The following is a 25,691-nucleotide window of genomic DNA, read 5'->3' on the forward strand; positions in this document are numbered from 1 at the left end:
GGATGAAGAGGCGCGGCGTACCCCGGAGGTCGCCGCGCTCGGTCACAGCCGATGAATGGCCGATTTCTTGCCCTGGCCCAGCCGCTTGAGCATGAATATTTCCGGGTCCTCGCCGTCCAGGGCGGCGATGTCCACCTCGGCGCGGGCGGCCTGGGCGTGGCCCCCGGCGCTGCCCAGCCCGTTCATGATGGATTGGGCCATCTTGCCCATGTCGCGGCGCAGGCCGTCGCCGCGCAGGATGCACACCAGCTTGTCGTCTGCCACGCCCGAAACCACCACCCAGGGCACGTTGTGGACCCGGGTGAAGAAGTCGGTGACGATGACCAGGATGTCGGGATTGTCCACGGTGCCGCAGTGGGCGAAGAGGCCGTGCCCGATGCGGCGCAGATTGTAGAAGGCCCGTGAAAAGTAGCGCATCCAGTCCAGGTGGAACTCGCTGCGGCTGATGCGGTTGAGCAGCTTGGAGTCCGAGAATTTGTTGAGATACTTGAAGGCGGACATGTCCGCGTCGATGAACTCGCGCTCAAAGGTGCGCGTGTCGCAGCGGATGCCGTACATCAGGGCGGTGGCCAGCAGCTTTCCGGGCCTGATCTTCATGCTGTAAAGATACTCGGTCATCATGGTGCAGACGGCGCCGTACTTGGGCCGGATGTCCACGAAAGGGGCCTCGACCGGGTTTTCCTTCATCACAGGATGATGGTCGATGACCATGGAGAAGTCGTAGGGGGCGAACTCCGGGCTGTGGTGGGGCTGGGAATCCACCAGGGCGAACCTGTCGTACTGGGCGGCAAGGTTGGGGATGAGTTTTCTGGTGGGGATGCGCAGGTAGCGGATCATGGAGAGGTTGTCTGGCCGTTTGATCTCGTTGATCTGGGCGATGCCGACGGTCTTGACCTTGCGGGCCATGATGCGCCGCAGCGCCAGCGCGGAGCCCAAGGCGTCCGGGTCGGCATTAATGATGATCAGCCAGTTCTCGTCCTTGTTGAAGAGACGGAGCATCTGCTCCACCTGTTCGTCCATCTGTCTGAAGAGTGCCACGACCTATCCCTGTTTCAGGGTTAACGGCAACCCGGCCGCCACCAGGAAGACCCGGTCGGCAACACTGGCCACGCTCTGGTTGAGTGCGCCAAGGCTCCGTATGAACGCCCGGACTTCGCTGCCTGCGGGCAGAGGGCCGAGCCCGGCCTCGCAAGAGACCAGCACCAGTTTACTATTGTTCCAGTTCTTGAGAACTTCCATGAATTCCTGGATTTTTTCTCTTTCTCTTCCTGCCTCACGGCAGGCGAAGAGCCAGTAGTCCAGGCTGTCCACCACCACGGTCGGAAAGATCAATTTAGCCTGTCCGAGCCGCCGAGGCAACCCTGTGTCCACCTCGGCCACCTCCAGTGCGGGACCGCGGCTTTGGCGGTGGAGCCGGATCTGCTCGCGAAATTCGAGATCGCGGGCCTTGCCGGTAGCCACAAACAGGGTCGGTTGCGGCTCGTTGGCAGCCAGACCGAGCGCAAAATCGGATTTTCCTGATTTGTTGCCGCCAAGGACCAGGGTTATCATTTTTCCGCCTCCCTGGGTGCCAGCCAAGTTTCAAGCAGGGCAGTGGACTCGAAGAGGCCGGTCTTGTCAAACACTTCCAGTGTCACGGTGCGGCCCTTGAATCGGTCGCACAGGCGGGTGAGGAGCGTTCGGCCGGTTTCGTCGAGCCGGGTAAGGGGGAGGTGGCGGCCGTCCGGTCCCGGGGCGCAGACATGGAGCATGCGCGTGGCCTCCCAGACACCGGGCAGATCAAGAATCGCGTGCTGGCCATAGGCCAGGATATGTCCAAGGTCGAGACAGGCCGAGAAGCCCTCGGCCCGGGCCTCGGCCCATAGGGCGCACAGGTCGGATTCGGCCACGTTTTCGAGCAGCACGTCGGCCGGATCAATGCCGTGTCGGCGCAGATGACCGGCCAGAGGGGGCAGCAGACCGGGCGCGGCGGGCGGGTGCAGCACCCAAGCCCAGGGGCGCAGGAAGGCCGTCTTGTCCATGAGTCGGGAGACGACCGAGCAGACGGCGTCAATGCCATGCTCCCAAGGCAGGTCCAGGGGCAGGTGGACATGCCAGTCCACGGACAGCCGGGCCAGATCGGGCGGCAGATCGGCCTCGGTGTAGGCGAGGCATGCCTCGGACTCGAAGAGGAGCAGGCTGATCTCGGCATAGTGGTCAGCCAGGAACCGGGCGTTTTCGGCCGCCCCGGCCGGGATGACGAAGGAGGGCGCGGCCAGGGAAAAGGGGAGCGCGGGTGCGCCATGGGACCGTCGCCAGGGGGCGGTTTTTTCCGCCACGGGATTGGCTGGGTTGTCGAAGTCTCCGGTCATGGCTGGATTATCCCCTGCGGGCATGGGGTTTGCAATATTGGCAGCGGATGGAACCGCCAAGCCGGGGGATGTGCCCATGAAACCGTTTCGCCTGTTTTGCCAACATGTCTTCAATCCGCTTCATGTCTTTTGCCGTCTGCGTCAGGCCGGGGTGTCGCCCGTGGTGGCCCGGGGAATCTGCCGCGTCTACGAGCGAGGAGTGTATCGCCTCATTTTTCGGGGGATTGCGACGGTCCGGTCCGGCGCCTGAGGCGGGCTGAGGACCGCCGCGCCAAAAGGGCGGGCTCCATGCGCCCGGGTCGGCCGGCTAGTCGAGCAGACCGAGTTGTTTTTCCTTGGTCACTTTTTTGGCGGCCAGCACGGTGCGGAACATCCTGTCCTCGGGAAGCTCCCGCAGATAGCGCGAGGGCGGGAGCGAGAGCGTCCGGCCATAGAGCTGGCGTCTGGCCGCCCGGCTGATGAAGAGCTGGCGTCTGGCCCGGGTCATGCCAACGTACATCAGGCGGCGTTCCTCGGGAAAGCGCTGGCCACGGCCAGGGGTGAGGGTGATCTTGGCCGTGAGCAGGTCCATGCCCGCAAAGGGCAGGATGCCCTCTTCGCAGGCAGGCAGGAACACGGCCTCGAACTCCAGCCCCTTGGCTGCATGCAGGGTCATGATCTGGACTTTTTCGGCCGAGCGGCGGACCTGTTCCAGCTCGCTCTGGAGGCTGACCCAGTTGACCAGCGCCTGCCAGCCGCCGCGTGACTCGAATTCCTGCTTCAGTTCCTTGAACTGGCGGCTTTCCCAGAAAAACTGATCAAAGGGCGGGGTGTCGTTCAGGTAGGCGGCCAGCCCCACCGGCCCCTTGGCCAGGATGTGGTCCGGCACTTCCACGGAGACATCCGGCGTTTCGTCTTCGGAATCATCCGCGCCAACGTGCGCCGCAAGGTCGGCTGTGACCGACGGGGAGCCTTCCCCGGTGCCCAGGCTCATGCCCAGGAAGCGTTCGGCGGCGCGCAGAATGGCGGCCACCCGAGGTTCCTGCCAGAATCCTTCCAATTCAGGGGTGGAGCAGGGGATGCCCGCCCGCTTGAGGTTCTTCTGGATGACCGGGATGAGCGCCTTGAAGCGGACCAGCACCGCGATGTCGCCTGGCGCCAGTCCGCCCTGCTCCCCGGCGTCGGCCATGGAGTGGCTGGTGGCACCGATGAGCGCCCTGATGCGGTCGCTGATCCAGGTGGCTTCGCGGATGTCGTCCGGTGCCTCGAAGAGGTGGATGGAGGCGCTTATGTCTGCCTTGGCGTTTAGCCGGGGCGAGTCCGGGAAGAGCGCTCCGGCGCAGTCGAGAATCTTTTGTCCCGAGCGGTAGTTTTCGGCCAGGGTGATGGTTTTGATGTCGGGCCACAGCTCGGTCAGTCGCTGCTCCACGTCACCCGTGGCACCCCGGAAGCCGTAGATGGACTGGTTGGGGTCGCCGATGAGAAAGACCCCCTGGCCCGTGGGCCCGGCAATGCCCCGGATCACGGCCAGTTGCAGGGGGGTGAGGTCCTGCACCTCGTCCACCAGCACATGCGTGTAGGGCAGGCGGAAGGTGGGTGCGCCCACCTGCTCGAGCATGAATTCCAGCAGGTCGGTGTAGTCCACAAGATCCCAGTAGTTTTTCTGGTTGCCGTAGTTGATGTGCGCTTGGGACATGTCGGCGGGAAGATCGGCCAGCCGCTCGCGTCCGAGGTTGTATTTGGTCCAGTAATGGTCGAGGTTTTTGCCCGCAAAGGCGGGGTTGACTTCGGCGAAGAGTTTCTTGGCTGCGGTTTCGGGCAGGATGATGGGGGTTTCGCTGTAGGCGTGTTTCCAGTAGTCGAAGCACAGCCCGTGCAGGGTGCCTGCCTGGGGCGGCTCGGTGCTCTCGGGACGCAGCGCCTTGAGCCGGTCGCGCAGTTCCTGGGCGGCGCGGCGGGTGAACGTCAGGGCCAGGATACGCCTGGCAGGGACCCCCTCGTCCAGGAGCCGGGCAACCCGGCCCATGAGCGTGTGGGTCTTTCCCGTTCCCGGTCCGGCCAGCACCAGCACGGGGCCTGGGCCGGCGTCGATGGCCGCCCGCTGGGCCGCGTTGGGTGCGGCGGGCCTTGGATCGCTTGGGGCCGCCAGGGGTTTGCAGGCCGGTTCCTGTGGTGTGGCCGCGCCCTTGGCCCTGGACGTGTCCACGGCGACGAGGGTGCCGCCGTGCTTGATCTGGGCGCGTTCCTTGTCCGTGAACACGCGGATGACGCCGAACTCGCCGTCAAAGCCCGCCTTGCGGATGACGTTGCCCTCGCGCATGCGTTTCAAGGCTTCGCCCAGGTGGCAGGAATGGCGCGACAGGTCCTCGGGCGGGACGCGCTGGAGGATGTCCAGCTCGTTGCCGAAATCGCGGATGAGGCGCATGTAGAGGGCAGTGACCTTCTTCGAGCCCGGGCCGGTTCCCACCACCTCGGAGAGCACCTCGCGCAGGGGGATGAGGGAGACGAAGTCGGGCGCTCCCTGGGGCTTGACCGCTTCCTCGCGGTCGGCCAGCTCAAGCACCCGGTTGTATACGCCGATGGTGACAGGCTTGCCGCAAACCGGGCAGATGCCGCCTCGCGCCATGGTCTCGTGGGGGTCCATGACAACCCCGCATTTGCGGTGGCCGTCCATGTGGTACTTGCCTTCCTCGGGGAAGAACTCCACGGTTCCCAGAAATTTGTGTCCCAGCCCTTCGCCGCGCAGGGCGCGGTAGATGCCCTCGTAGGACATTTCGCCGCGAAAGAGGTTCAGCTCCCGCCCCAGCTTCTCGCCCGAGTGGGCGTCGGAGTTGGAGATGAGCTTGATGCGGTCCAGTTCGCTCCAGGTCCAGTTCATCTCCGGGTCAGAGGAGAGGCCGGTTTCCATGGCAAAGACTTCGGGCGCGTATTCGCCGAAGCACTCGCGGATGGAATCGAACCCTGATTTGGAGCCGAAGAGGGAGAACCACGGGGTCCAGATGTGGGCTGGAACCAGAAACGCCTGGGGGTGGCACTCAAGGACCATGTCAATGAGATTGCGGCAGTCCAGACCGAGGATGGGGCGGCCGTCCGAAGCGAGGTTGCCCACCTGCGCCAGACGCTGGTTGAAGCGCTTGGCCGCGGCGAGATCAGGCATGTAGACAAGGTTGTGGACCTTGCGCACCTTGCCGCCGCGCTTGTAGATGGAGCTGATCTCCGCCTGGAGCATGAACCGGACCCGGCCGGGGATGGCCCCCTCGAACTCCGGTATTTCCGTTTCCAGCCCCTGGGGGGTTTTGAGGGTGAAGAGTCCCTGGCCGCTGTCCTGGAGCTGTTCCTCGATCTCGGCCAGCCATTCGGGGTGGGTGAAGTCGCCCGTGCCAAGCACCGAGATGCCCTTGAGGCGGCCCCAGGCGGCCAGATTCCTGACGGTCAGGTTACGGCTGGTGGCCCGGGAAAAACGGGAGTGGACATGCAGGTCAGCGGTGAATCGTTCCATGGGCGGACAGTAAAGCCATACGCCCGTTATTGCAACCCGCCGACCTTGGAAAAACCGATTGACCGCAACCTTTGTTGCATATACAACCGTCACCATGTCAACCGATCGACTGAATCCGAGGGATTCGCTGGGCTTTCTCTCCTGGAAGGTTTCGCGTCTGCTGACCAATTGTCTGGCGGCAAGGTTTGCGGCCGAGGGTATCAAGATCACGGTGGAGCAGTGGCGGGCGCTTTTGCCTCTGTACAAGTTCGACGGCCTGAGCCAGGGGCAGCTGTGTGTTGTCCTCTCTCAGGAAAAGACCGGGGTGAGCCGCTTGCTGGCCGCGCTGGAGCGGAGCGGATTGTTGCGTCGTCAGACCGGCGATGGCGACCGCAGGGTCAAGCACATCTTTATTACGGACGCCGGTCGCACTCTGGTGGACAGGACCATTCCCCTGGCCCTGGAGAGTTCCCGGGTGTGCTGCGCCCACATTCCGGATGAAGATCTCGACCAATGCAAGCGGGTGCTCTGGAGAGTTCTCGAACCATGGTTGGGCGAGGACTGTCTGACGCTTGAGGCGGGCCGGCCATGATCGGGAGAACGGCACAGAAGTGGCTCAAGGGGCTGCATCTTCTGGCCGTGGCCTGCTGGGTGGGAGGCGGCGTATCGTTGCTCATGCTGTATTTCCTCAAGCACGGCGTGGACGACGGCGGTGTTCTTTACGGCATGAACCGCGCCATTCATCATGTGGACATGGCCGTGGTCGTGATTCCGGGTGCCTTTGGCTGCCTGCTCACCGGGCTGGCCTACTCCCTGCTGACCGGATGGGGCTTTTTCCGGCATGGCTGGTTGATTCTCAAGTGGGTGGCCACACTGGTGGCCATCCTTTTCGGTACCTTCTTCCTCGGCCCCTGGGAGACGGCGATGATGGACATTTCCGGCGAGATGGGCATTGCGGCCCTGGACGACCCGGCCTACCTCGCCAACCAACGCCTCAACTTTGCCTGGGGGACAGTCCAGGTTGCGGCGCTGGTTGCACTGATCTGGATTTCGATATTCAAGCCATGGAAAAATGTAAGGGAAAAGTGACGGCAGTATGCGCATCAGTTCAATTTTCATTGCGATTCTTCTGATTGCGGCCATGGTGGCCGCGCCCGCCGGAGCCCAGGGGCTGCCCCCGTCTCCGGTGGTCACGGCCAAGGTCGTGTCCGGCGACATGGCGCCCCAGTCAGAGTTCATCGGCACAGTGTTCTTCACCGAGATCGCCAACGTGGCCTCCGAGGTGGCGGGAAAGGTCGTGGACCTCAAGGTCGAGGACGGCCAGCGTGTCCGCCGGGGCGATGTCATGGTGGTGCTTTCCGCGACCCTGCTAGAACGGCAGATCAGCCGATCCAGGGCGCTGGTCAAGCAGGCCAAGGCCGAGTACGAGTTTGCCCGTCTGGAGCACCAGCGGGTCCAGACGCTGTTTCAAAGCCGATCCGTGGCCGAGGGGGAGTTTGACTCCAAACGGCTGACGGCCGACGGTTTGCAGAGCAGCCTTGAAGCCGCCCAGGCCGATCTGGGTGTCTTGCTGGAGGAGCTGGACAAGAAGACCATCCGCGCTCCGTTTGACGGTGTGGTCATTGATGTGCCCGTGGCCCGCGGTGAATGGATGGCTGTTGGCTCCACCGTGGCCGAGGTGGCCCGCGACGACCACTTCGATGTGGTGGTCAACGCCCCGAGCGAGGCCCATGGCGTGGTCAGGCCCGGGATGAAGGTCGCCGTGCGTACCAGCGGGGCAGAGCTGACAGGCGAGATTTTTGCCGTGATCCCCAAGGGCGACGTGGCGACCCGCACCTTTCCGGTCAAGATCCGGGTGGACAACAACGGGTTCCTGGCCGAGGGCATGGAGGCGCGTGTGAGCCTGCCCCGCGGCGCGGGCGGCGAAACCCTGGTGGTCCCCCGCGATGCCATCATCGTGGCCCGGGGCGAGCAGGTGGTCTGGACCGTTCAGGACGGCAAGGCCGTGGCCGTGCCTGTCCATGTCGTCGGCTACAAGGGGCTGAACGCAGGCGTGAAGGCCGAGGCTCTCAAGAAAGGCATGGACGTGGTGGTCAAAGGCAACGAGCGGCTCAACCCCGGCCAGCCGGTGGCCGCCACCTCGCAGAATTAGCCGGAGGCATCCGTGGATATAGTTAAAGCGGCCATCGAGAGGCCGGTCGCCGTCATGGTCGGCGTCATCATCATCGTCATGTTCGGCACCATCGCTTTGCGGACGCTGCCCTACCAGCTTTCGCCGGACGTGACCGAGCCGGTCATCACCGTGACCACCACCTGGACCGGGGCCACTCCCTACGAGATAGAGCGGGACATCGTCGAGGAACAGGAAAAGGTGCTCAAGGGCATCACGGGCCTGACGGAAATGGAGAGCTCGTGCTACAACGGGCTGGCCGAACTGACCCTCACCTTCGAGATCGGCACCGATGTGGATACCGCATTGTTGCGCGTCTCCAACAAGCTCGACGAGGTGCCCAAGTACCCGGACAACGCCGACCGGCCCATCATCTCGGCCACGGGTGCGTCCACCTCGCCGGTCATCTGGATGGTGCTGCGCACCCTTCCGGGCAACGAGCGTGATGTGCAGACCTACCGTACCTTCTTCGAGGACGAGGTGCGCCAATACATCGAGCGCGTACCCGGCGTGGCCGACCTTTTTATTGGCGGCGGCAGGGAAAACGAGATGCAGATCATCGTGGACCCGGTCAAGCTGGCCGCCTACAATCTGACCATCCCCCAGCTCATTTCCACGCTTCAGAAAGAGAACGTGTCCATCGCCGCGGGCAACCTCGGCGTGGGGCGGCGTGACTACCGCATCCGCACCCCGGCCGAATTCAATACTCCCGAAGACATCAAGGGCGTGGTTCTCTCCTCTTCAGGACAGTTCCGGGTGATGCTCGGCGATGTGGCCGAGGTCCGGGCGGGCAACGAGAAGCACTCCGTGGCCATGCTCCACAACGGGGTGCCGGGGCTGGCCGTGGGCGTCAAGCCCGAGCCGGGTACCAACGTCATCTCCATGACCGACGCGGTCAATGTCGTTGTGGACGAACTCAACGGCACCATGCTCAAGAACAACGAAGTGTTCCTGGACTGGGTCTACGACCAGCGTCCCTACATCAACGGCGCCATCGAACTGGTCCAGCGCAATATTCTCATCGGCTCGGCGTTGGCCGTCATGGTCCTGTTCGTTTTCCTGCAATCCTTTTCGTCCACCCTTATCGTGGCCGTGGCCATCCCCATCTCCATCATCGGCTCCTTCATCATCTTTGCGGCCGCGGGGCGGAGCCTCAACGTCGTTTCCATGGCGGGCATCAGCTTCGCGGTGGGCATGCTGGTGGACAACGCCATCGTCATCCTTGAAAACATCGACCGTCACCGCAGGATGGGCAAGGGGCCGGTGGCCGCCGCCTACGACGGGGCCAAGGAGGTCTGGGGCGCGGTTGTCGCCTCGACGCTGACCACCGTGGCCGTGTTCCTGCCCGTGGTCTTCATGGAGCAGGAGGCCGGACAGCTCTTCAAGGACATCGCCATCGCCGTCACTTGCGCCATCATCCTTTCGCTGTGCGTCTCGGTGCTGGTCATCCCCATGCTCTCGCGCCAGCTTTACGGCGCGGCCGAGAGGCGCAAAGGTGCCGCTGGCGAAGGGGCCGCAATCAAGGTCTCGAAGCTCAAGCAGATGCTGGTCCCGCTGACCAACTTCGGCGGCCGCATGGCCGACATTATCATCGGCATTCTCGACAAGGCCATCGACCGCCCGCGAAACCGCATCATCACCGTGGTCGCCCTGACCTCTGCCTCGGTATTCATCGCCTGGGCGTTCTTCCCCAAGATGGAATACCTGCCCCAGGGCAACCGCAACTTCGTCCTCTCGATCCTCATTCCGCCGCCCGGTCTTTCTTATGAAGAGCGTCTGGGCATCGGCGAATACATCTGGGAGCAGAGCGAGCCGCACTTCATGCAGGAGCGGGACGGTCTGCCGGGCATCGAACAAATGTTCTTCGTCTCCGCACCCACCATCAACCTCTTTGGCGCGGTGTCCACGGACGAGGAGCGCGGCGGCGAACTGACGCCGTTGTTCTCGCGCATGATAAGAACCATTCCGGGCATGTTCGGCGTGTCTCTGCAGGCGTCCATCTTTGAACAGGGGTTGGGCGAGGGGCGCGTCGTCAATGTGGACTTTTCCGGCCCCAACCTGGAACGGCTGGTGGCCGCCGCCGGAACCATGTTCGGCATGACCATGCAGGCGATACCCGGCTCACAGATACGCCCCGTGCCGTCGCTGGAACTGCTCTATCCCGAGGTGCGGCTCATCCCCGAGCGCGATCGCGTGCGGGCGGCGGGCATGACCACCGAAGATCTCGGTGTGGCCGTGGATGTCATCCTCGACGGCCGCAAGATCGGAGACTTCAAGGAGGAAGGCAAGAAGAAGGTGGACCTCGTGCTCAAGGGCTCGGTAACGGACATCACCACGCCAGAGGATCTCACCAACGCCCTGGTGGCCACTCCCAACGGCTGGGCCGTGCCCGTGGACTCCCTTGCCAGCATTGAGCGCACCTACTCCATGAACCAGATCCGGCACCTGGAGCGCGAGCGCACCGTCACCCTCCAGGTTACGCCGCCGGCCAACGTGCCTTTGCAACAGGCCATGGAACTTATTGAGAACACACTCATTCCGCAGTTGCAGGAAATGGGGCTGCTCGAAGATCTCCATGTCCGCCTTTCGGGCGCGGCCGACAAGCTGACAGTGACGCGCCAAGCTCTGCAATGGAACTTCCTGCTGGCCGTGGTCATCACCTACCTGCTCATGTCCGCCCTGTTCGGCAACTTTGTCTATCCGCTGATCATCCTGTTCACCGTCCCCCTGGCCGGTGCGGGCGGGTTCCTGGGCCTCAAGCTCCAAAACTGGTTTATCGCCGCCCAGCCGCTGGACATTCTGACCATGCTCGGGTTCGTCATCCTCATAGGCATCGTGGTCAACAACGCCATCCTCATCGTCCATCAGTCCCTGGGCAACGTCCGCGAGCGCGGCATGGATTACAAGGAGGCGGTGCTGGACGCCACGCGCACCCGGCTTCGGCCCATCTACATGTCGGCCACCACTTCGCTCTTTGGCATGCTGCCCCTGGCCGTGGCCCCCGGCCCCGGCTCGGAACTCTATCGCGGCCTCGGCTCGGTGGTCCTCGGTGGACTGGCCCTGTCCACGGTCTTCACCATCTTCGTCATTCCCTCGTTGCTCATGTTCGCCATCCCCATGGAAAAGGCCGGGAAGCGATAAAGGCACGAGTGCCTCGTTGCAAAAAGAAGCCCAAACCCTCGCGTAGGTCATCTACGCGTCGGGCTTGGGCTTCTTCTTGCGCCTTGCCCTCGAACCTTTCTCGCTTCCCGGCCGAAGCGGTGCGCGGAACGTGGAGTCCCTGACCCGTCAGGGGGTGTTCTTCCCCGGCATGAGTGCTTCGTTGCGAAAAGAAGCGCCCCCGGCTTGATGTTGCCTTGCCGAGGGCCGGGCCGTGAAGTGTCGCAGGATTTACGCTTCTGTGGCGGGAGTTCGGAAGCCTTGCGCCCAAAGGTCGAAATATGGTGCGCCCCGCCTTTGGACGCGGATATCGACAAAGCCGACTGCGCTCATGGCCTGGGCCAGGGTTTGGGAGGTGAATGCGGTGTGGTGGGCCATGAATAGATTGCCGCGTTCAAGGGAGGGCCGGTGTCCATAGAGGATGTCCAGCGGCGCTATCGGACCGGCTGGCGAGGAGTATATCGGGTCAAGCAGATTGCCTTTGGCAATGAAGGCGGCGATGGTCTGAATGTCCGGGCAGGTCACAAGGGCATGGCCGCCGGGCATAAGAACCCTGTGGAACTCTGCCAGGGCGAGGGGCACTTCGTGAGGATACAGATGCTCCAGGTTGTGGGAGGAATAGACCGCATCGAAGCGTGCGGATTCCACTTCCGGCATGTTCCGTATATCGCCGACAATGTCCGGCCGGGTGTCAGGGTTGAGATCCAGTCGTATCTCCCGCCACCCATCCCCCTTGTACGGTCCGGGAATCTTGTCGGGGTTCTTGGGCCCGGAGCCGACATGAAGAAGGTATTTCACTGCAATGCGTCCGGTTTTACAGGATGTGATGCGGGGTGCCCTGGCATTGGGTCGTCATAAACAGAATTCCTCGAACCGTAAACTCCCAAAGGAGCGTGGGGCTGCGCCCGTATCTCGCTCAAGTCCGGGAGGGCAAGCGCACCCTCTCTGACCGCTGCGGGCAGAAGGCTAGTCGGAGCGGGTGGGGTGTTTCAGCACCCTTTCCGTGGCTTCGCGGATTTTGCTTTTGATGACAAAGTCCGAGATGCGGTCCGAGATAATGATGGAACCCCGCTGCACATACCGGGCGGGCAGCAGATTGAGGGCCAGGGCGTAAATATCCTCAATGTCGAGCTGCTCGAAAGCATAGTCCTCGTAATATTGGTCAAGGATTTCCGGCATAAGCTTGGCGACTCGTTTTTCGTTGCGATTGCGTATCCGGCTCAGGTCGAAACCGCTGACGTTCAATTCCTGGTCTGGCATGTCCTCCCCCCTGGTGCGGCTTGGCGGTGGTTTGGCGAGTGATAGCACGGCTGCCCGATCTTGCGCAATCGTTTCACTGGTATGATTCATGCTTGCAGTCCGGGAACATGCAGATTTTTCCCGTGGGCCAATCCGAAAACCAAGGAGGCATGATGTCCACGCAATCCATTGATTCCAACGGGTATGGATACAGTTACCAGCAATTGCTCAAGGCGCGGCAGGAGGCCGAAGCAGCCGAAAAGGCGCAGGCGCAGCTCTCCGGGAGCACGAGCTATTCTTCCGGCACGTCCATGTCCCAGGTGAGAGAGTATGTCGAGTCTCTCCTGGCCAACATCCCCAAATCCAATGGGAACAAACTCACCTTTCAGGACGTGTACGACTACCGCGACAGCCACAAGAAGGAATGGTCCGAGCGCTTCGAGGAAGACATGCAGAAGCTGGGCGTGGACACCTCCATTGAAATCAAGTTGAGCCTGAATGGGGCCAAAGGGACGGTGACGGCCCAAAATGGGCATCCCGATAAGGCGGTCATCGACAAGTATTTTGTCGACAACCCGGAAATGGCCGAGAAATTCGAGGAAGGGGTGCAACTGAGCAAGCTGACCGGATTGACCGAACGCAAGCTCACCAGCTCCGAGCTCCGCCAGCAGTTGAGCCTGACGAGCATGTCCATCTGGTTTGAGAGCAACACGTCGGCTTCTTCCCTGTTCTCTGGCGGGGGGATGGTTCTGGGGCAGGAAGGCGTCTCGGCTTACACCGGGCTGAACTTGACTGTCTGATCTGCGTTGACAGAACAACGGGTCAGATGACGGTGTTCGCCATTGTCAGGGCCGGATCGCGGTGGCGGTCCGGCCCTGCCGTTTTTTCGAGGGCATGGCGGATGATGCCGTTGACAACGGGTCTGTGCATGCCTACCTGAATAAGGCGCGAATAGTTTCTATTCTCACAACAACGAGGCGGGTATGAGTCCACGCATAGCCGGGGGATATGGAGCGGCCAGTCTGGCGGTGGTTGCGGTTCTGCTCACCGCGGCCATTGCTGCCTGGACCCTGCCCGACATCATGCCCACAGGGAATGTGCGCGTTGGGGTAGCCGAAACAGACGGGGATAAGGAGGCGGAAATGGGCATGAACGCAAGGACCGAGGTGGCGACACTCGCGGGCGGATGCTTTTGGTGCGTCGAGGCGGACATGGCCCGGCTTCCCGGCGTGGTCCGGGTGGTCTCGGGCTATGCAGGCGGCCAGGAGGTTGAGCCTTCCTACGAGGACGTTGCCGGGGGTCGGACCGGGCATCGCGAGGCGGTGCAGGTGTATTTTGACCCCGAGCGGGTGAGTTATTCGGAAATCCTCGCCCATTTTTGGCGGCATTTCGATCCCACGGACGCAGGAGGCTCCTTTGGCGACAGGGGGGAGCACTATACTTCCGCCATTTATTATCACGACGACGCGCAACGGGAAATTGCCGAGGCATCGCGGGCCGCGCTGGAGGCTTCGGGTCGTTTCGACAGGCCGGTGGTCACGTCGGTACTGCCGTTGACGACCTTCTTTGAAGCCGAGGCATACCACCAGGATTTCGCCGTCAACAATGCCGTGCGCTACAAGACCTACCGGACCTTTTCAGGGCGCGACAGGTTCCTTCGCGATGTCTGGGACCGGGACTCTTCTGCCGTCGGCCAGGTGGCCGAGGGGAGGGAAGCCGCCGGGCCAAAGTACACCAGGCCGGATGATGCCAGCTTGCAGGGCTCGCTGACCCCGCTTCAATTCGAGGTGGTGCGGCGCGACGGAACCGAACCTCCCTTTGCCAACGAATTCTGGGATAACCGCCGCCCAGGCATCTATGTGGATGTGGTTTCCGGTGAGCCGCTGTTTTCGTCCACGGACAAGTTCGACTCGGGTACCGGCTGGCCGAGCTTCACTCGCCCCCTGTTTGAAGACGCCGTCACCCGACGGCGGGACGGAAGGCTTCTTGCACCTCGTACCGAGGTGCGCAGCCGGATGGCCGATTCTCACCTGGGCCATGTGTTCGATGATGGTCCGCCGCCCACAGGCTTGCGCTACTGCATCAACTCGGCGGCCCTGCGTTTTGTGCCCAGGGAATCACTGGAAGAGGAAGGATACGGCGAGTTCGCCGGACTGTTCCGGTAGCGCTTTTCCGCGATCATGGGAGCGGCCTGAATCGGATAAGTTTTGACTGAGCGATCAATCAAGGCCCGTTATAATTTTAAAAAGTCTTGATTCTCAGCGAGTTGCCTACATTCAAAAGTGTGGATTTTCCAATTGCATGTGATAAGAGTGGAGCAAAGGGGCGCGGCCCGTATGCAGAAAATCCGTTCTAACCGAGGGTATCGTCATGTTGCGCGTAAGTATGGTTCTTGCTCTGTCGCTGCTGGTGGCCACTGTGGCCATTTCGGCCGAGCTGTCCCAGTCCGTGGGTTCCGAACCTGCGACGGCAGGGCCCTTTGTGGCCAGAACCGTTGCCCAGGCCAAGGCCGCCGGGGTGGACACCCGTGTTGTCCTCACCGGCAGGGTGGTCAAGGTGATCAAGGCCGATGAGTTTCTGATGGCCGACGACACGGGCGAACTGCTTGTCTTCACCCCAAAGGGCGCCCTTGAGGGGCTTGACGCGGCTGGTTCCGTCGTGGAGGTCATCGGCCGCATTGATCAGAACTTCATGTACACAGAGATTCAGGCCGAGTCGGTCAGGATCATTCCGTAGCCTGGGGCTGTCGGCGGTTTTGCGGGGGAGCCACGGGCGTGGTTCCCCTTTTCCTTTCGACACGAATGTTTCGCCGTTCTTGCCTTGGCAGGGCAATATGCGTAGGTATGGCGATTGCATCCAGGCACTTTGAGGTAACAATCAACCCGGCTCGGTTCATGACTTCTTCGGCCACTGTTCTGTTTGTCGGCGCTCTTCTCGCCGCCGTGCTCTGCGTCGCCGCCGAGGGGGCGGCCGATTACCGTTATCCCTACACCGACCCCTATCAGGCTACGGTTTACGGTACGCCGCCGGATCAGATCCACCGGCCCGGGCCTGCTGTCAGCCCGAAGCTGCGGGCCATTCGCATCGAGGGCCGCAAAGTCCCGGACATTTTTTCCTACAGCGCCGACATGTTTTACAGCACGGCCCTGCAAAAAGGGGAGGCCCCGCTCATTTTCATCATCGCGGGAACCGGAGCCGAACACAACGCCATCAAGATGGAGTTTCTCACCCAGGTCTTTTATGGCGCCGGTTTTCACGTCGTGGCCCTGTCCTCGCCCACGCACATGAATTTCGTCATCAGCGCCTCGCGCCACGGCGCACCGGGCTATGTGCCCCACGATGTGGACGACCTGTATCGGGTCATGCTCTGGATCAAGGAAGTGGTCGAGGCGGAACAGCCGGTTTCTGAGTATTACATCACCGGCTACAGCCTGGGCGCGATGCACGCGGCCTTTCTGGCCCACCGCGACTCGGAAAAAGGGGACTTCGGCTTCCGCAGGGCGCTGATGATCAATCCGCCGGTAAGCCTGTACCACTCTGTCAAGCGGCTCGATTCCTGGCTGACGGCCGAGAACCTCGGCGAGGTCACGGTGCGCGAGCAGATCGCAAGCCTCATCGCCCGGTTTTCCGACTACTATCGCGATGCGGACATCACCGACCTGGACGACAACTTCCTCTATGAGATGGTCACGCGAGTGAACATGGACGACGTGGACCTGCGCACTCTCATCGGGGTGGACTTCCGCCTTTCGGCCTCGTCCATGATCTTTGCCACCGATGTCTGCCTGCGGGCCGGGTATCTGGTGCCGCCGGCCGATTACCCCCTGACCAAGAGCAAGCCGCTGATGCCTTACGCCGAAGCCGCCTTTGACATCAGCTTCGAGAACTACATGGATGAATTCCTGCTGCCCTATCTGCAGCACCTGGACCCGTCCATGGACCGCTATACCCTGATGCGTCAGTCCAGCCTGTACGACATCCGCTCCTATCTCATGGAAAGCGACAAGGTCGTGCTCATCGGCAATACCGACGATGTCATTCTCAACGACAACGACCTCGCCTTCATCAAAAGCGTGTTCGGCGAACGGGCCAGGCTTTACCCCACGGGCGGGCACTGCGGCAACATGATGTACGGACCCTTTGTGGAGGCCATGCTGGCCATGGTGAAGCTGTGAGGGCGCGGTCGTGGCCACTTTCGGCCGTTTTGGCGTGCGTACCCCTGGCCCTCGTTCTGGTCCTGGGCGGCTGCGGCGCGGCTGTGACCAAGCGGGCGGACCCCGCCCTGAACCTGGAACCCACCGGGTTTCGCACCGAGGTCAACCACTGGCCCCAAGCAGGGGGTAACGACTTGGATTTCATGGAGGTCTACGACCCCTGGGAGCCGATGAACCGGCATATCTACGATTTTAACGCCGGGCTCGACACCTATGTGCTGCTCCCGGCCGTGGGCGTGTATCGAACCGTGCTTCCCGCCCCGGCCAGAAAAGGCGTCTCCAACGTCATCAACAATCTCAACGAGTTACCTGTGCTGGTCAACTGCGTACTTCAGGGCAAGGTACGCAAGGGGGCCATCACCACCTCCCGTTTTCTCATCAATTCCACCTTCGGACTGCTCGGCGTCATGGACTTGGCCTCCGATGCGCCCCGCCTGCAGCGTCAGGACGAGGATGTGGGCCAGACCCTCGGTTTCTGGGGAGTGGGCAACGGGCCGTATTTCGTCATGCCCGGCTTCGGACCGTCGAATCTGCGCGATACCGTGGGTTTTGGCGGCGATTCCCTGCTTTTGTACCTGGAGATGATGCAGGTGTACCGGCTGGCCGGAGTCCGCAACACCTGGGACACGGCCGTGGCCGAGATGGTGGTGCGTACGATCAATCGGCGGGCCAATGTCCCCTTCCGCTATCACCAGACCGGGTCTCCCTTTGAGTACGAGCTGGTCCGCTATATCTATACCAAGAAGCGAGAGTTGGACATCCAGCGCTAGCGAGGTGTCATCGTATATGGAAAGCTCGCCCTGTCATTGTCGAAGAGCATCCTTGCCAATCCCCTGCACTGCCCGCCGAGGGGCATTCCTTTCCCTGCAAATCTGGTCTTTCACCGCGCTGCAATGGGGTGGTGTTCCTTGAGATACCGCTCCAGGCGGTCCATGCCTTCCATGATGTTTTCAAGGGAATTGGCGTAGGAGAAGCGGATGAACCCCTCGGTGCTCTCGCCGAAATCAATGCCCGGGGTGACGCCCACGCCTGCTTTCTCAAGGATGTCATAGGCCAGTCTGAGGGACGATCCGTCGAACCGGGCTGCCAGATGGCGCATGTTGACCAGGACGTAAAAGGCGCCGGTCGGGTCGTGTCTGATGTCGAACCCCATGCCTTTGAGGCGATTGAGCATGGCCTGGCGGCGCGTGTCGTAGATGGCCACCATGCGGGCCACGTCGGGCCCGGCCTCCTTGAGGGCCGCAAGCCCGGCCCACTGGGCCATGGCGTTGGCAGAGATGAAGAAATTCTGGCAGACGGTCTGCAAGGTGCGGATGAAGGCCGCAGGGGCGATGACGTAACCCAGCCGCCAGCCGGTCATGGCGTAGAGCTTGGAGAATCCGTTGAAGACGAAAGCCCGGTCCGTGAACTCGAGGATGGAGTGTTCGCGGCCTTCGTAGACGAGTCCGTGGTATATCTCGTCCGAGAGAATCCACAGCTCCTTCTCTTCGGCCAGTTGCGCGATGGCGCGCATGTGCTCTGCCGGGAGCAGGGTGCCGGTCGGATTTGCCGGGGAGTTGATGAGGATGGCGCGGACCTTGGGATCCAGAACTTGGCGAATGGCCGGGACGCGGTACTGAAAGGCGTCGTCCTCGCTGGTGGCCACCTTGACCGGCTCGGCTCCGGCAAAGGTGATGAAGTTGTCATAGCAGGCATAGCAGGGGTCCGAGGTCACGACCTTGTCGCCCGCCTCAAGGATGGTCGAGAAGACCGCCAGCATTGCCGGGCTGGTGCCCTGGGTGATGGCGATGTTGGCCGGGTCCACGCATACGCCGTAGCGGCTGCGGTAGTCCTCGCTGATGGCCTCGCGCAATTCGAAGAGTCCAAGGGAGTGGGTGTAGTGGGTGTGCCCGTCATCCAGGGCGCGGCAGGCGGCCCGTTTGACGCAGTCGGGCGTGTCGAAGTCCGGCTCTCCCACCTCCAGGTGGACGATGGAGCGGCCCTCCCGCTCCATGGCCTGGGCGGCCTCCAGTATTTCCATGACCAGAAACGGGGTCATGGCGCAGCATCGCTTTGATATGCTCATCTTGCGCATCCTGTGCCGGAAGCCGGGGAGCGCCCCGGCATCCGTATCAATGGACAACCCCGCCCCATGCCGGCCGGGCGCGGGGCGGGGAAGGTGTCAAATGAATCGATGGTTAATGAATCAGGCAACTTCCACGACTTCAATATCAAACATCAGGGTCTGTCCGGCCAGGGGATGGTTGCCGTCCAGCGTGACCAGGGCGTCGTCAAAGTTGGTCACTCGTACATAGGCCGGGGTGCCGTCCTCAGTACGGATTTCCAGCATGATGCCTTCCTCAAGCTCCACATGCGGCGGCAATTGCTCGCGGCGCACCTGGAAAACCAGCTGGTCGTCGGACTCGCCGTATCCCTCCTCGGGCGGAATCTCCACGGTCACGGTGTCGCCCACCGACTTGCCGATGACCGCCTTCTCGAACCCGGCGATGACCATGCCCTCGCCCAGGGTGAACTGGAGCGGGTCGCGTCCCTGGCTGGAATCGAACTGGCTGCCGTCCTCCTTGAGGGTGCCGGTGTAGTGGACCTTGACGGTGCTGCCTTTGGTGGCGGTCATGCGCAATCTCCTTGTCGCTTGAGGATGGAACAAAGCCCGAGCCTAACGCAATCCGTGCGGATTGCAAGGCGGCTGGTCAGTAGTTGAGTATGGAGCGCAACTCGTCCATGGTCGCGGCGGCAAAGGCGCGGGCCCGCTCGTTGCCCAGGGCCAGTATCTCTGCCGCCCGTTCGTCGGTACAGGCGGCGCGGCGCTCCTGCAGCGGCGTCAGGAAACGCTCCAGGGAGTCCATGAGCACCTTCTTGCAGTCCACGCAGCCCCAGGTGGCGTTGCGGCAGCCTTCGCGGATTTCCGGCAGGCGGGCCGGATCGGTCATCAGTTTGTGGTAGGGATAGAGGTTGCATACGTCCGGGTCGCCGGGGTCGGACTTGCGCAGCCTGCGTTCGTCGGTCTTCATGCCGCGGACTTTGGGCGCGATCTCCTCAATGGGCTCGGAGAGCATGATGGAGTTGCCGTAGCTCTTGGACATCTTGCGGCCGTCCAGACCGGGCAGCTTGGCCTCCTCGGTCAGCATGTCGGCGGGCTCTGGCAGGGCCTCGGTGCCGGTCAGGTGGTTGAAGCGGCGGGCGATCTCGCGGGCCAGCTCCAGGTGAGGCAGCTGGTCCTTGCCCACGGGCACGGCGCACGGCTTGTACATCAGAATGTCCGAGGCCATGAGCACGGGGTAGCCAAGGAATCCGTGGGTATTCAGATCCTTGTGCGTCAGCTCGGCCCTGATCTCCTTGTAGGTCGGATTGCGTTCCAGCCAGCCGAGGGGGGTGAACATGGACAGATACAGATACAGCTCGGCGTGTTCCTTGATCTTCGACTGCTGGAAGATGACGCATTTTTCCGGGTCGAGTCCTGCCGCGATCCAGTCCTTGACCAGTCCGGGGATGAATCCCTTGACCCTTCTGGCGTCGGCATACTCGCTGGTCAGGGCATGCCAGTCGGCCACAAAGAAGAAACAGTCGTACTCCTCCTGGAGTTTGAGCCAGTTGGCGATGACGCCGAAGTAGTGGCCGAGGTGGAGGGGGCCGGTGGGCCGCATGCCGGAGAGAATGCGTTGTCTTTCGCTCATGGTGCCTGGGGGTTGGGGTTACATGGGGATGCCAAGAAGCCGGATTCCGGCGTAGACCATGGGCAGGATGACCCCTCCCACCAGACTGTAGCCGGAAAACCTCCCCAGCAGGATGATGCCGATGAGGATGATGAAACCGTAGCGGCCGAGGGCCATGTAGGATTCGGCCATTTGCGGAGGCAGGAAGTAGGCCACCACGTTGCTGCCGTCCAGGGGCGGGATGGGCAGCAGGTTGAAGATGCCCAGGATCAGGTTCACGAACACCCCTGCCTGGGCGATGAGATAGGTGGGCAGGATGATCTTCTCGGCCAGACCGCCGGGGCTGAACTCCACGGTCATCAGGATGTGGATGACCGTGGCAAAGGCGGCGGCCAGGATGAAGTTGGTCATCGGCCCGGCGATGGCCGTGAGCAGCATCCCCTGGCGGGGGTTCTTGAAATACCCGGAGTTGACGGGCACGGGCTTGGCCCAGCCGAAATGGACGAAGAAGAAGGCCAGCGTTCCCAGAGGGTCGAGATGCTTCATGGGGTTGAGGGAGAGCCTTCCCTGGGATTTGGCCGTGGGGTCGCCCAGCAGATAGGCCACATACCCGTGGGCCACCTCGTGGCAGACCAGCGCCACGAGCAGCCCGGGCGCGAGGATGGCGTATTGTTGCAGCCGTTCCGGCGAAAAGAGATCAAGCATGGGAAGCGGCTACCATGTAAGGGGCATTCGGGGCAAGGTGTTTGATGGAGTCGAACCGGGGGCTGGACACTGACCGCACTCTCCCCGGTGCAACGGGTATCAGGCTGGAGGGGGGCAATGCACGGCCCGCGGCGGCCCGGCCCCGAACGGGACGGCGGATTCTCCGGGGCGCCTCAGGGCGCGATTCCTGAACCCCTGGCGCTCACGCCGCTGATTCGGCAGACCAGTCGGGCCACAAAGGGGCCTGCCGCGACCACTGCGAAGAGCCGCAGGGTTTGCAGGGCAAGGATAAAGCCGACATCGCAGCCGCTGCCCATGGCGATGATGGCAACGGAGTCGAGACCGCCGGGGCTGGTGGCCAGATAGGCGCTCAGGGGGTCCAGGCCCGGCCAGACGGTCAGCAGCCAGGCCGAAACGCAGCACAGCCCGATGAGCAGGAAGGTGGCCAGAAGCATCTGGGGGATGGTGCGCAGGACATGGAGCACGGTTTCGCGGTCAAAGCGCATGCCGACGTACCAGCCGAGGCTGGCATATGCGGTCCAAAGAAGCCAGTGGGGCAGGACAAGGGTGACAATCCCCATGGAATTGAGGGCAGCGCCCGCCAGCATGGGCAGCAGCATTGCCGCGGCGGGGATGCGCAGCCTCCCGCTCAGGAGAACTCCCCCGGCGACCAGGGCCAGCGTCTGGAGCAGAGGGACGAGGGGAGCGTCGAAATCCGGCGACCAGGAGTATGCCCCAGGCAGATCGGCCGCATGGCCGAGGAGAATCCGCGAGACCCCCGAGGCGGTCAGGACCACCACAAACATCCGCAGATATTGCATGAAGGCCACCATGCGGACATCGGCGCCAAAGGATTCGGCCATGGCCGTCATGGCCGCAGCGCCGCCCGGCGACATTCCCCAGGCCGCGGTGTTTCCAGGGAGCGAACCGAGACGCATCAGCAGGAATCCCACGACTCCTCCGGCGGCGATGGTCATGCAGACCACCACGACCATGATCGGCCAGTCCCGGCCCAGCGAGGTCAGAATGGAGGGGGTCAGGGTCAAGGCCACCATGCAGCCCACAACAGCCTGGGCTCCGCTGAAGACGCTACGGGGAACATGCAGCACAACGCCCCGAAGGGCGAAGAACATGCCCGCGATCATGGGGCCCAGCAGCTCGGCGGCGGGAAGTCCGCCAAGACGCAGCAGAGCGGCAAGGGCCGCCGAAATCAGAACCAGCGAAGTCCATTTGCCAAGGAGACGGAAGCTGATCATGGAATCTCCAGCGAAAAGACGGTCCATGGAGCGGTCAAGGCCTGCCGTGCGGGTCTTTGCGGACCGGAAGGAGAGACGGCTCGTCGGAGCCGACTTGCAAACGGGGCCAATCTATCCGTGAAGCGGGTGGTTGTCCAGACGGGCGGCGTCGGGAAGCGGGGTTGATGCCGGGCTGTGCAACGGGGCTACCCCTCCCGTGCCGTGCCGGTGACGCGGGCCAGCTCGTCCTGAAGTGCCCTGGCTTCCACGGGCTTGGCCACGTAACCGTCCATGCCCTCGGCCAGGAGCCGGGCGCGGTCGCCGGACATGGCGTAGGCGGTCAGGGCGATGATGGGTATCTGTCTGTTGGCCTCGCCTGCTTGGCCGTGCCGGATGGATCGGGTGGCGTCCACGCCGTCCATGACCGGCATGTGCACGTCCATGAGTACCGCGTCGAACCGGCCTGTGCGCAGAGCCTCCAAGGTTTGGTGACCATCGGTGCACAGGGTGACATGGCAGCCCGCCTTTTCGAGGTGGCGGCGGGCGGCGATGCCGCTGACCCGGTCGTCCTCGGCCAGCAGCACCCGGAGCCCCGCCAGGGAAGGCGCATCGTCCAGGTCCGGGGTGAAATGCGTCTTGTCAAGCCGGTCGGCCACGTCGAAGGAAAGGCTGATATGGACAGTGGTGCCGACGCCCACGCGGCTTTCCATGCACATGGAGCCGCCCATGAGTTCGATCAGATGTTTGGTGATGGAGAGTCCGAGGCCCGCCCCCTGATAAGGTCGGTTCCATCCGCCGTCCATTTGGGTAAAAGGTTGAAAGAGGCTGTCCAGGCGGTCGTCCGGTATGCCCGGGCCGGTGTCCGCCACCGAAAAGAGCACTCGGCAGCTGTTCGGAGTCAGTGGCGTCAGCTCGGTCGCTTCCACCGTGACCGAGCCTGAGAGGGTGAATTTGAGGGCGTTGCCCACCATGTTGCTGACCACCTGTTGGACGCGCACCGAGTCGCCAAGGAGCGGCTTGTCGATGCCAGGGGAGATCATGAACCCGAAGTCGATGCCCGCCTGGCGGGCACTGGGCGTGAAGAGGTCGCGCACTGTGAGCAGGGTTTCCCTCAGGTCGAAGGGTTCGTTCAGGATGATCAGCTTTTCCGCCTCGATGCGCGAGATGTCGAGAATGTCCGAGAGCAGGCGAGTCAGCCGCCGCGATGCCTGGATGGCGTTGTCAACGTAGTCGTCCTGTTCCGCGTCGAGGTGGGTGGTCCGCATCAATTGGAGCATGCCGAGGATGCCGTTGAGAGGCGTACGCACCTCATGGCTCATGTTGGCCAGAAATTGGGATTTGGCCTGGGTGGCTGCCTCGGCGGCCTCCTTGGCCTTGATCAGGTCGGCTTCGTATTGCTTGCGATCGGTGACATCCCTGGCGATGGCGTAGTTGAGCCCTTTGTCCGGCAGTGGGTGTGCCACCCAGTTGAGCCAGATGTAGTCGCCGGATTTTTTTCGGTAGCGGTTTTCGAAGTTGATCACCTCGCGGCCCTGCTTGAGCCTCTTTTCAACCATGTCGATGGTGGGCTGCACATCGTCGGGGTGGATCAGCGAAAGGTAGGGCCGGGCCATCAGCTCCTGTGCGGAATAGCCCAGGGTTTCGGTGAAGGCGGGATTGACCCGCAGAAACCGGGATGTCTTGATGTCGGATATGCTGATCATGTCCTTGGACAGTTCAAAGATGCGGCGCAGGTCTTCCTGGGCCTGAATGCGTTCGCTGACATCGGCGAAGATGCAGGCGAATCGGTTGGGGGCCGGTCGAAAGGCTGTCACCTCGAAGTGCTTGTCCAGCTCGCTGGAGTAGCTGGAGAAATTCACCGGATCGCCAGAGAGAGCCACGCGGCCGTAGCGTTCGATCCAGGACCGCTCGGTGCCTGGAAGGATCTCCAGCACTGTTTTGCCTGCAACGGTTTCGGCCTTCATGCCGGTCATGGCCTCAAAGGCCGGATTGACCCCGAGGAAACGGTAGTCCACCGGATCGCCGTTGGTGTCGCAGATGATCTCGTGGACGGCGAAGCCGTCGAGCATCTTCATGAACAGGCTCTCGTAGTCCTGCTCCACGCGGCGATGCTCGGTGATGTCGCGGCTGATGGAGAGCACGGAGGGAATCTCTCCTCCGGCGTCGAATTCCGGGATGATCCGCCAGTTGAAGATTACCGGGCCCCGGCGGCTCTCGAAGGTGAATTCCGTCTCCGTAGGCTCTCGGCTTTGAAAGACAGTTTCGATGGCTTCGCGCCAGAATCGGCTGTCGGACTCGGAAAAGCCCAGCTCCTCGTGCGTTTTGCCGAGGAACTCTCCGGGTGCGAGATGCACATACTCCCTGACGCTGTCCGAAACGAAGAGATGGTGTCCCTGCCTGTCAAATCGCATGACAATGTCCGGCATGCCCGAGAGCAGTGTGTGGTAGCGCTCCCTGCTTTCGAAAAGGTCCTGCTCGAACCGTTTGCGTTCGGTCACGTCCTGATTGGCCCCGATGGTCTTGATTGGCCTGCCCAGAGCGTCGCGCAGGAGCAGGTAGTTGACGACCATGTGGCGCACCTCGCCGTCGCGGCGCACGATTCGATGTTCGATGCGTCTTGCGAAGTTGGGGGCGTCGGTGATGGCGAGGCGGTTGACCTCGTCGTCGACAATGCCCATGTCCACGGGGTGCACGAACTCCCGCTGGTAGGTCGCGACCGACATTCGATAACCGCCTTCGCGTTCGGCCGTGGTGGCATACAGGGAGTAGAACTGGTCGTCAAAGAGGAACGTCTCGCTGGCGATGTCCATTTCCCATGGAGCTATGTCGGCCATCTCCATGGTCAGCTTGAGTTTCGTCTGGCTCTCAATAAGCTCGGCGCGTTGTCTGTCCAGGGCCTCCTGGGTCTGTCCGCGCCGGATTCTGTTGACCAGGAGGAGTCCCATCAGGCAGGTGGCGGCCGGAAAGATGAGCAGGACGGGCAAGGAGATTCTGGACAAGACCACAAGCGCCGTGGCCTTTGGCAAGGTAAACATGAGGCCGAGCATTACCAGATGGATGGTCAGGCCGAAGAGAAGCAGCTCGCGCCAGGATATTGAGGCCAGCGATCCTTTCCTGGCATGGCGCCAGACGATGCCGACCATGCCAGTGGCCAGGATGACGGCCACCCCGGTCCATGCTCCTGCGCCGCCCAGGTGCAGCCGGAAGGCGGCGGTCATGACCATGGCCACTGCGGTGGCCACACCGCCGAAAAACAGGCCGGAGATGCCGAGCAGCACCGAGCGGGCGTCGAAGATCACGCCGGGCATCAGTGTCCATGGAGTGGCCATGCTGACCACGCCGATGAGCCCGAGCAGGAACCCCACTGCAAAATGCGCCGGGGTGTGGCTGCGCAGCCTCCAGCGCAGGGCGGAGACATCAAAGAGGATGGCTGCGGCCAGCAGCAGAGACACGTTCTGGGCCAGCGCAAGGAAGGTGCTGGTCGTCATCGTTCAACTATATGCACAAT

General features: G+C 62.5%; 21 protein-coding genes. 9 read left to right on the forward strand and 12 right to left on the reverse strand.

Translation table 11 applies throughout. The features are described from left to right. Positions 1–42 precede the first annotated feature (42 nt). The 4 genes from GKC30_RS09910 to GKC30_RS09925 all read right to left on the reverse strand — a co-directional run bounded on the left by GKC30_RS09910 (position 43) and on the right by GKC30_RS09925 (position 5,829). Positions 43–1,038, reverse strand: coding sequence for a DHH family phosphoesterase (locus tag GKC30_RS09910; protein WP_367614078.1), 996 nt, complete (start codon positions 1,036–1,038; stop codon positions 43–45). Positions 1,039–1,041: 3 nt separating this feature from the next. After that, a complete protein-coding gene (locus GKC30_RS09915) occupies positions 1,042–1,551 on the reverse strand; it encodes a bifunctional adenosylcobinamide kinase/adenosylcobinamide-phosphate guanylyltransferase (RefSeq protein WP_155934577.1) in 510 nt (169 codons plus the stop codon). After that, positions 1,548–2,351 (reverse strand): cobamide remodeling phosphodiesterase CbiR, encoded by an 804-nt coding sequence (cbiR, locus tag GKC30_RS09920; protein WP_155934578.1) that lies wholly within the window; start codon positions 2,349–2,351, stop codon positions 1,548–1,550. Before cbiR ends, GKC30_RS09915 begins: the two co-directional genes overlap by 4 nt. A 307-nt stretch (positions 2,352–2,658) precedes the next feature. Then, positions 2,659–5,829, reverse strand: coding sequence for a UvrD-helicase domain-containing protein (locus tag GKC30_RS09925; RefSeq protein WP_155934579.1), 3,171 nt, complete (start codon positions 5,827–5,829; stop codon positions 2,659–2,661). A gap of 94 nt (positions 5,830–5,923) precedes the next feature. Here GKC30_RS09925 and GKC30_RS09930 point away from each other — a divergent pair, with 94 nt between their 5' ends. From GKC30_RS09930 to GKC30_RS09945, 4 genes are read left to right on the forward strand one after another with little or no spacing between them, the layout of a single operon-like run. Then, positions 5,924–6,400 (forward strand): MarR family winged helix-turn-helix transcriptional regulator, encoded by a 477-nt coding sequence (locus GKC30_RS09930; RefSeq protein ID WP_155934580.1) that lies wholly within the window; start codon positions 5,924–5,926, stop codon positions 6,398–6,400. Next, positions 6,397–6,897, forward strand: a complete 501-nt coding sequence (locus GKC30_RS09935; protein WP_155934581.1) for a DUF2269 family protein — start codon at positions 6,397–6,399, stop codon at positions 6,895–6,897. The genes GKC30_RS09930 and GKC30_RS09935 overlap by 4 nt, the downstream gene beginning before the upstream one ends. Before the next feature lie 7 nt (positions 6,898–6,904). Then, positions 6,905–7,960 (forward strand): efflux RND transporter periplasmic adaptor subunit, encoded by a 1,056-nt coding sequence (locus tag GKC30_RS09940; protein WP_155934582.1) that lies wholly within the window; start codon positions 6,905–6,907, stop codon positions 7,958–7,960. Positions 7,961–7,972: 12 nt separating this feature from the next. Beyond that, positions 7,973–11,119 carry an efflux RND transporter permease subunit gene (locus GKC30_RS09945; RefSeq protein WP_367614079.1) on the forward strand — a complete coding sequence of 1,049 codons (3,147 nt, stop codon included), beginning with the start codon at positions 7,973–7,975 and terminating at the stop codon, positions 11,117–11,119. Positions 11,120–11,368: 249 nt separating this feature from the next. On the opposite strand, the gene GKC30_RS09950 is transcribed toward GKC30_RS09945, so the two are convergent. Together GKC30_RS09950 and GKC30_RS09955 are read right to left on the reverse strand one after the other, a co-directional pair. Next, a complete protein-coding gene (locus GKC30_RS09950) occupies positions 11,369–11,935 on the reverse strand; it encodes a class I SAM-dependent methyltransferase (protein WP_196772854.1) in 567 nt (188 codons plus the stop codon). Between the two features lie 168 nt (positions 11,936–12,103). Further along, a complete protein-coding gene (locus GKC30_RS09955; RefSeq protein WP_155934583.1) occupies positions 12,104–12,397 on the reverse strand; it encodes a late competence development ComFB family protein in 294 nt (97 codons plus the stop codon). 152 nt (positions 12,398–12,549) lie between these two features. Between GKC30_RS09955 and GKC30_RS09960 the strand changes: the two genes are divergently transcribed. The 5 genes from GKC30_RS09960 to GKC30_RS09980 all read left to right on the forward strand — a co-directional run bounded on the left by GKC30_RS09960 (position 12,550) and on the right by GKC30_RS09980 (position 17,360). Beyond that, on the forward strand, positions 12,550–13,176 hold the full coding sequence (locus tag GKC30_RS09960; protein WP_196772855.1) for a hypothetical protein: 627 nt from the start codon (positions 12,550–12,552) through the stop codon (positions 13,174–13,176). 183 nt (positions 13,177–13,359) lie between these two features. Then, positions 13,360–14,541: a peptide-methionine (R)-S-oxide reductase MsrB gene (gene msrB, locus GKC30_RS09965; RefSeq protein ID WP_231117124.1), complete on the forward strand. Its 1,182-nt coding sequence runs from the start codon at positions 13,360–13,362 to the stop codon at positions 14,539–14,541. 205 nt (positions 14,542–14,746) lie between these two features. Then, positions 14,747–15,112, forward strand: a complete 366-nt coding sequence (locus GKC30_RS09970) for a NirD/YgiW/YdeI family stress tolerance protein (protein WP_155934585.1) — start codon at positions 14,747–14,749, stop codon at positions 15,110–15,112. Positions 15,113–15,219: 107 nt separating this feature from the next. Further along, entirely contained in the window at positions 15,220–16,551 is a 1,332-nt protein-coding gene (locus GKC30_RS09975; RefSeq protein WP_231117125.1) for an alpha/beta fold hydrolase family protein, read from the forward strand. A 29-nt stretch (positions 16,552–16,580) separates the two neighbouring features. Then, positions 16,581–17,360: an MlaA family lipoprotein gene (locus tag GKC30_RS09980; protein ID WP_196772856.1), complete on the forward strand. Its 780-nt coding sequence runs from the start codon at positions 16,581–16,583 to the stop codon at positions 17,358–17,360. Between the two features lie 110 nt (positions 17,361–17,470). Here GKC30_RS09980 and GKC30_RS09985 read toward each other — a convergent pair whose 3' ends face one another. The 6 genes from GKC30_RS09985 to GKC30_RS10010 all read right to left on the reverse strand — a co-directional run bounded on the left by GKC30_RS09985 (position 17,471) and on the right by GKC30_RS10010 (position 25,671). Then, entirely contained in the window at positions 17,471–18,655 is a 1,185-nt protein-coding gene (locus tag GKC30_RS09985) for a pyridoxal phosphate-dependent aminotransferase (RefSeq protein WP_155934587.1), read from the reverse strand. Between the two features lie 120 nt (positions 18,656–18,775). Further along, positions 18,776–19,204, reverse strand: a complete 429-nt coding sequence (locus GKC30_RS09990; protein ID WP_155934588.1) for an FKBP-type peptidyl-prolyl cis-trans isomerase — start codon at positions 19,202–19,204, stop codon at positions 18,776–18,778. Between the two features lie 76 nt (positions 19,205–19,280). After that, positions 19,281–20,264, reverse strand: a complete 984-nt coding sequence (gene trpS / locus GKC30_RS09995; RefSeq protein ID WP_155934589.1) for a tryptophan--tRNA ligase — start codon at positions 20,262–20,264, stop codon at positions 19,281–19,283. 18 nt (positions 20,265–20,282) lie between these two features. Continuing rightward, entirely contained in the window at positions 20,283–20,948 is a 666-nt protein-coding gene (locus GKC30_RS10000) for a site-2 protease family protein (protein WP_155934590.1), read from the reverse strand. Positions 20,949–21,121: 173 nt separating this feature from the next. Beyond that, on the reverse strand, positions 21,122–22,231 hold the full coding sequence (locus GKC30_RS10005) for an AbrB family transcriptional regulator (protein ID WP_231117126.1): 1,110 nt from the start codon (positions 22,229–22,231) through the stop codon (positions 21,122–21,124). 158 nt (positions 22,232–22,389) lie between these two features. Further along, positions 22,390–25,671: a PAS domain S-box protein gene (locus GKC30_RS10010; protein WP_155934591.1), complete on the reverse strand. Its 3,282-nt coding sequence runs from the start codon at positions 25,669–25,671 to the stop codon at positions 22,390–22,392. Between the last annotated feature and the right edge of the window lie 20 nt (positions 25,672–25,691).

Source organism: Pseudodesulfovibrio alkaliphilus (assembly GCF_009729555.1).
Lineage (GTDB): Bacteria > Desulfobacterota > Desulfovibrionia > Desulfovibrionales > Desulfovibrionaceae > Pseudodesulfovibrio > Pseudodesulfovibrio alkaliphilus.

Excerpts from the sequence above, each read along its gene's own strand:
- trpS (WP_155934589.1), bottom strand. The coding sequence starts at position 20,264 with ATGAGCGAAAGACAACGCATTCTCTCCGGCATGCGGCCCACCGGCCCC.
- cbiR (WP_155934578.1), bottom strand. The coding sequence starts at position 2,351 with ATGACCGGAGACTTCGACAACCCAGCCAATCCCGTGGCGGAAAAAACC.
- GKC30_RS09915 (WP_155934577.1), bottom strand. The coding sequence starts at position 1,551 with ATGATAACCCTGGTCCTTGGCGGCAACAAATCAGGAAAATCCGATTTT.
- GKC30_RS09955 (WP_155934583.1), bottom strand. The coding sequence starts at position 12,397 with ATGCCAGACCAGGAATTGAACGTCAGCGGTTTCGACCTGAGCCGGATA.
- GKC30_RS09925 (WP_155934579.1), bottom strand. The coding sequence starts at position 5,829 with ATGGAACGATTCACCGCTGACCTGCATGTCCACTCCCGTTTTTCCCGG.
- GKC30_RS09990 (WP_155934588.1), bottom strand. The coding sequence starts at position 19,204 with ATGACCGCCACCAAAGGCAGCACCGTCAAGGTCCACTACACCGGCACC.
- GKC30_RS09985 (WP_155934587.1), bottom strand. The coding sequence starts at position 18,655 with ATGAGCATATCAAAGCGATGCTGCGCCATGACCCCGTTTCTGGTCATG.
- GKC30_RS10005 (WP_231117126.1), bottom strand. The coding sequence starts at position 22,231 with ATGGACCGTCTTTTCGCTGGAGATTCCATGATCAGCTTCCGTCTCCTT.
- GKC30_RS09960 (WP_196772855.1), top strand. The coding sequence starts at position 12,550 with ATGTCCACGCAATCCATTGATTCCAACGGGTATGGATACAGTTACCAG.
- GKC30_RS09935 (WP_155934581.1), top strand. The coding sequence starts at position 6,397 with ATGATCGGGAGAACGGCACAGAAGTGGCTCAAGGGGCTGCATCTTCTG.
- GKC30_RS09975 (WP_231117125.1), top strand. The coding sequence starts at position 15,220 with ATGGCGATTGCATCCAGGCACTTTGAGGTAACAATCAACCCGGCTCGG.
- GKC30_RS10010 (WP_155934591.1), bottom strand. The coding sequence starts at position 25,671 with ATGACGACCAGCACCTTCCTTGCGCTGGCCCAGAACGTGTCTCTGCTG.
- GKC30_RS09940 (WP_155934582.1), top strand. The coding sequence starts at position 6,905 with ATGCGCATCAGTTCAATTTTCATTGCGATTCTTCTGATTGCGGCCATG.
- msrB (WP_231117124.1), top strand. The coding sequence starts at position 13,360 with ATGAGTCCACGCATAGCCGGGGGATATGGAGCGGCCAGTCTGGCGGTG.
- GKC30_RS09930 (WP_155934580.1), top strand. The coding sequence starts at position 5,924 with ATGTCAACCGATCGACTGAATCCGAGGGATTCGCTGGGCTTTCTCTCC.
- GKC30_RS10000 (WP_155934590.1), bottom strand. The coding sequence starts at position 20,948 with ATGCTTGATCTCTTTTCGCCGGAACGGCTGCAACAATACGCCATCCTC.
- GKC30_RS09970 (WP_155934585.1), top strand. The coding sequence starts at position 14,747 with ATGTTGCGCGTAAGTATGGTTCTTGCTCTGTCGCTGCTGGTGGCCACT.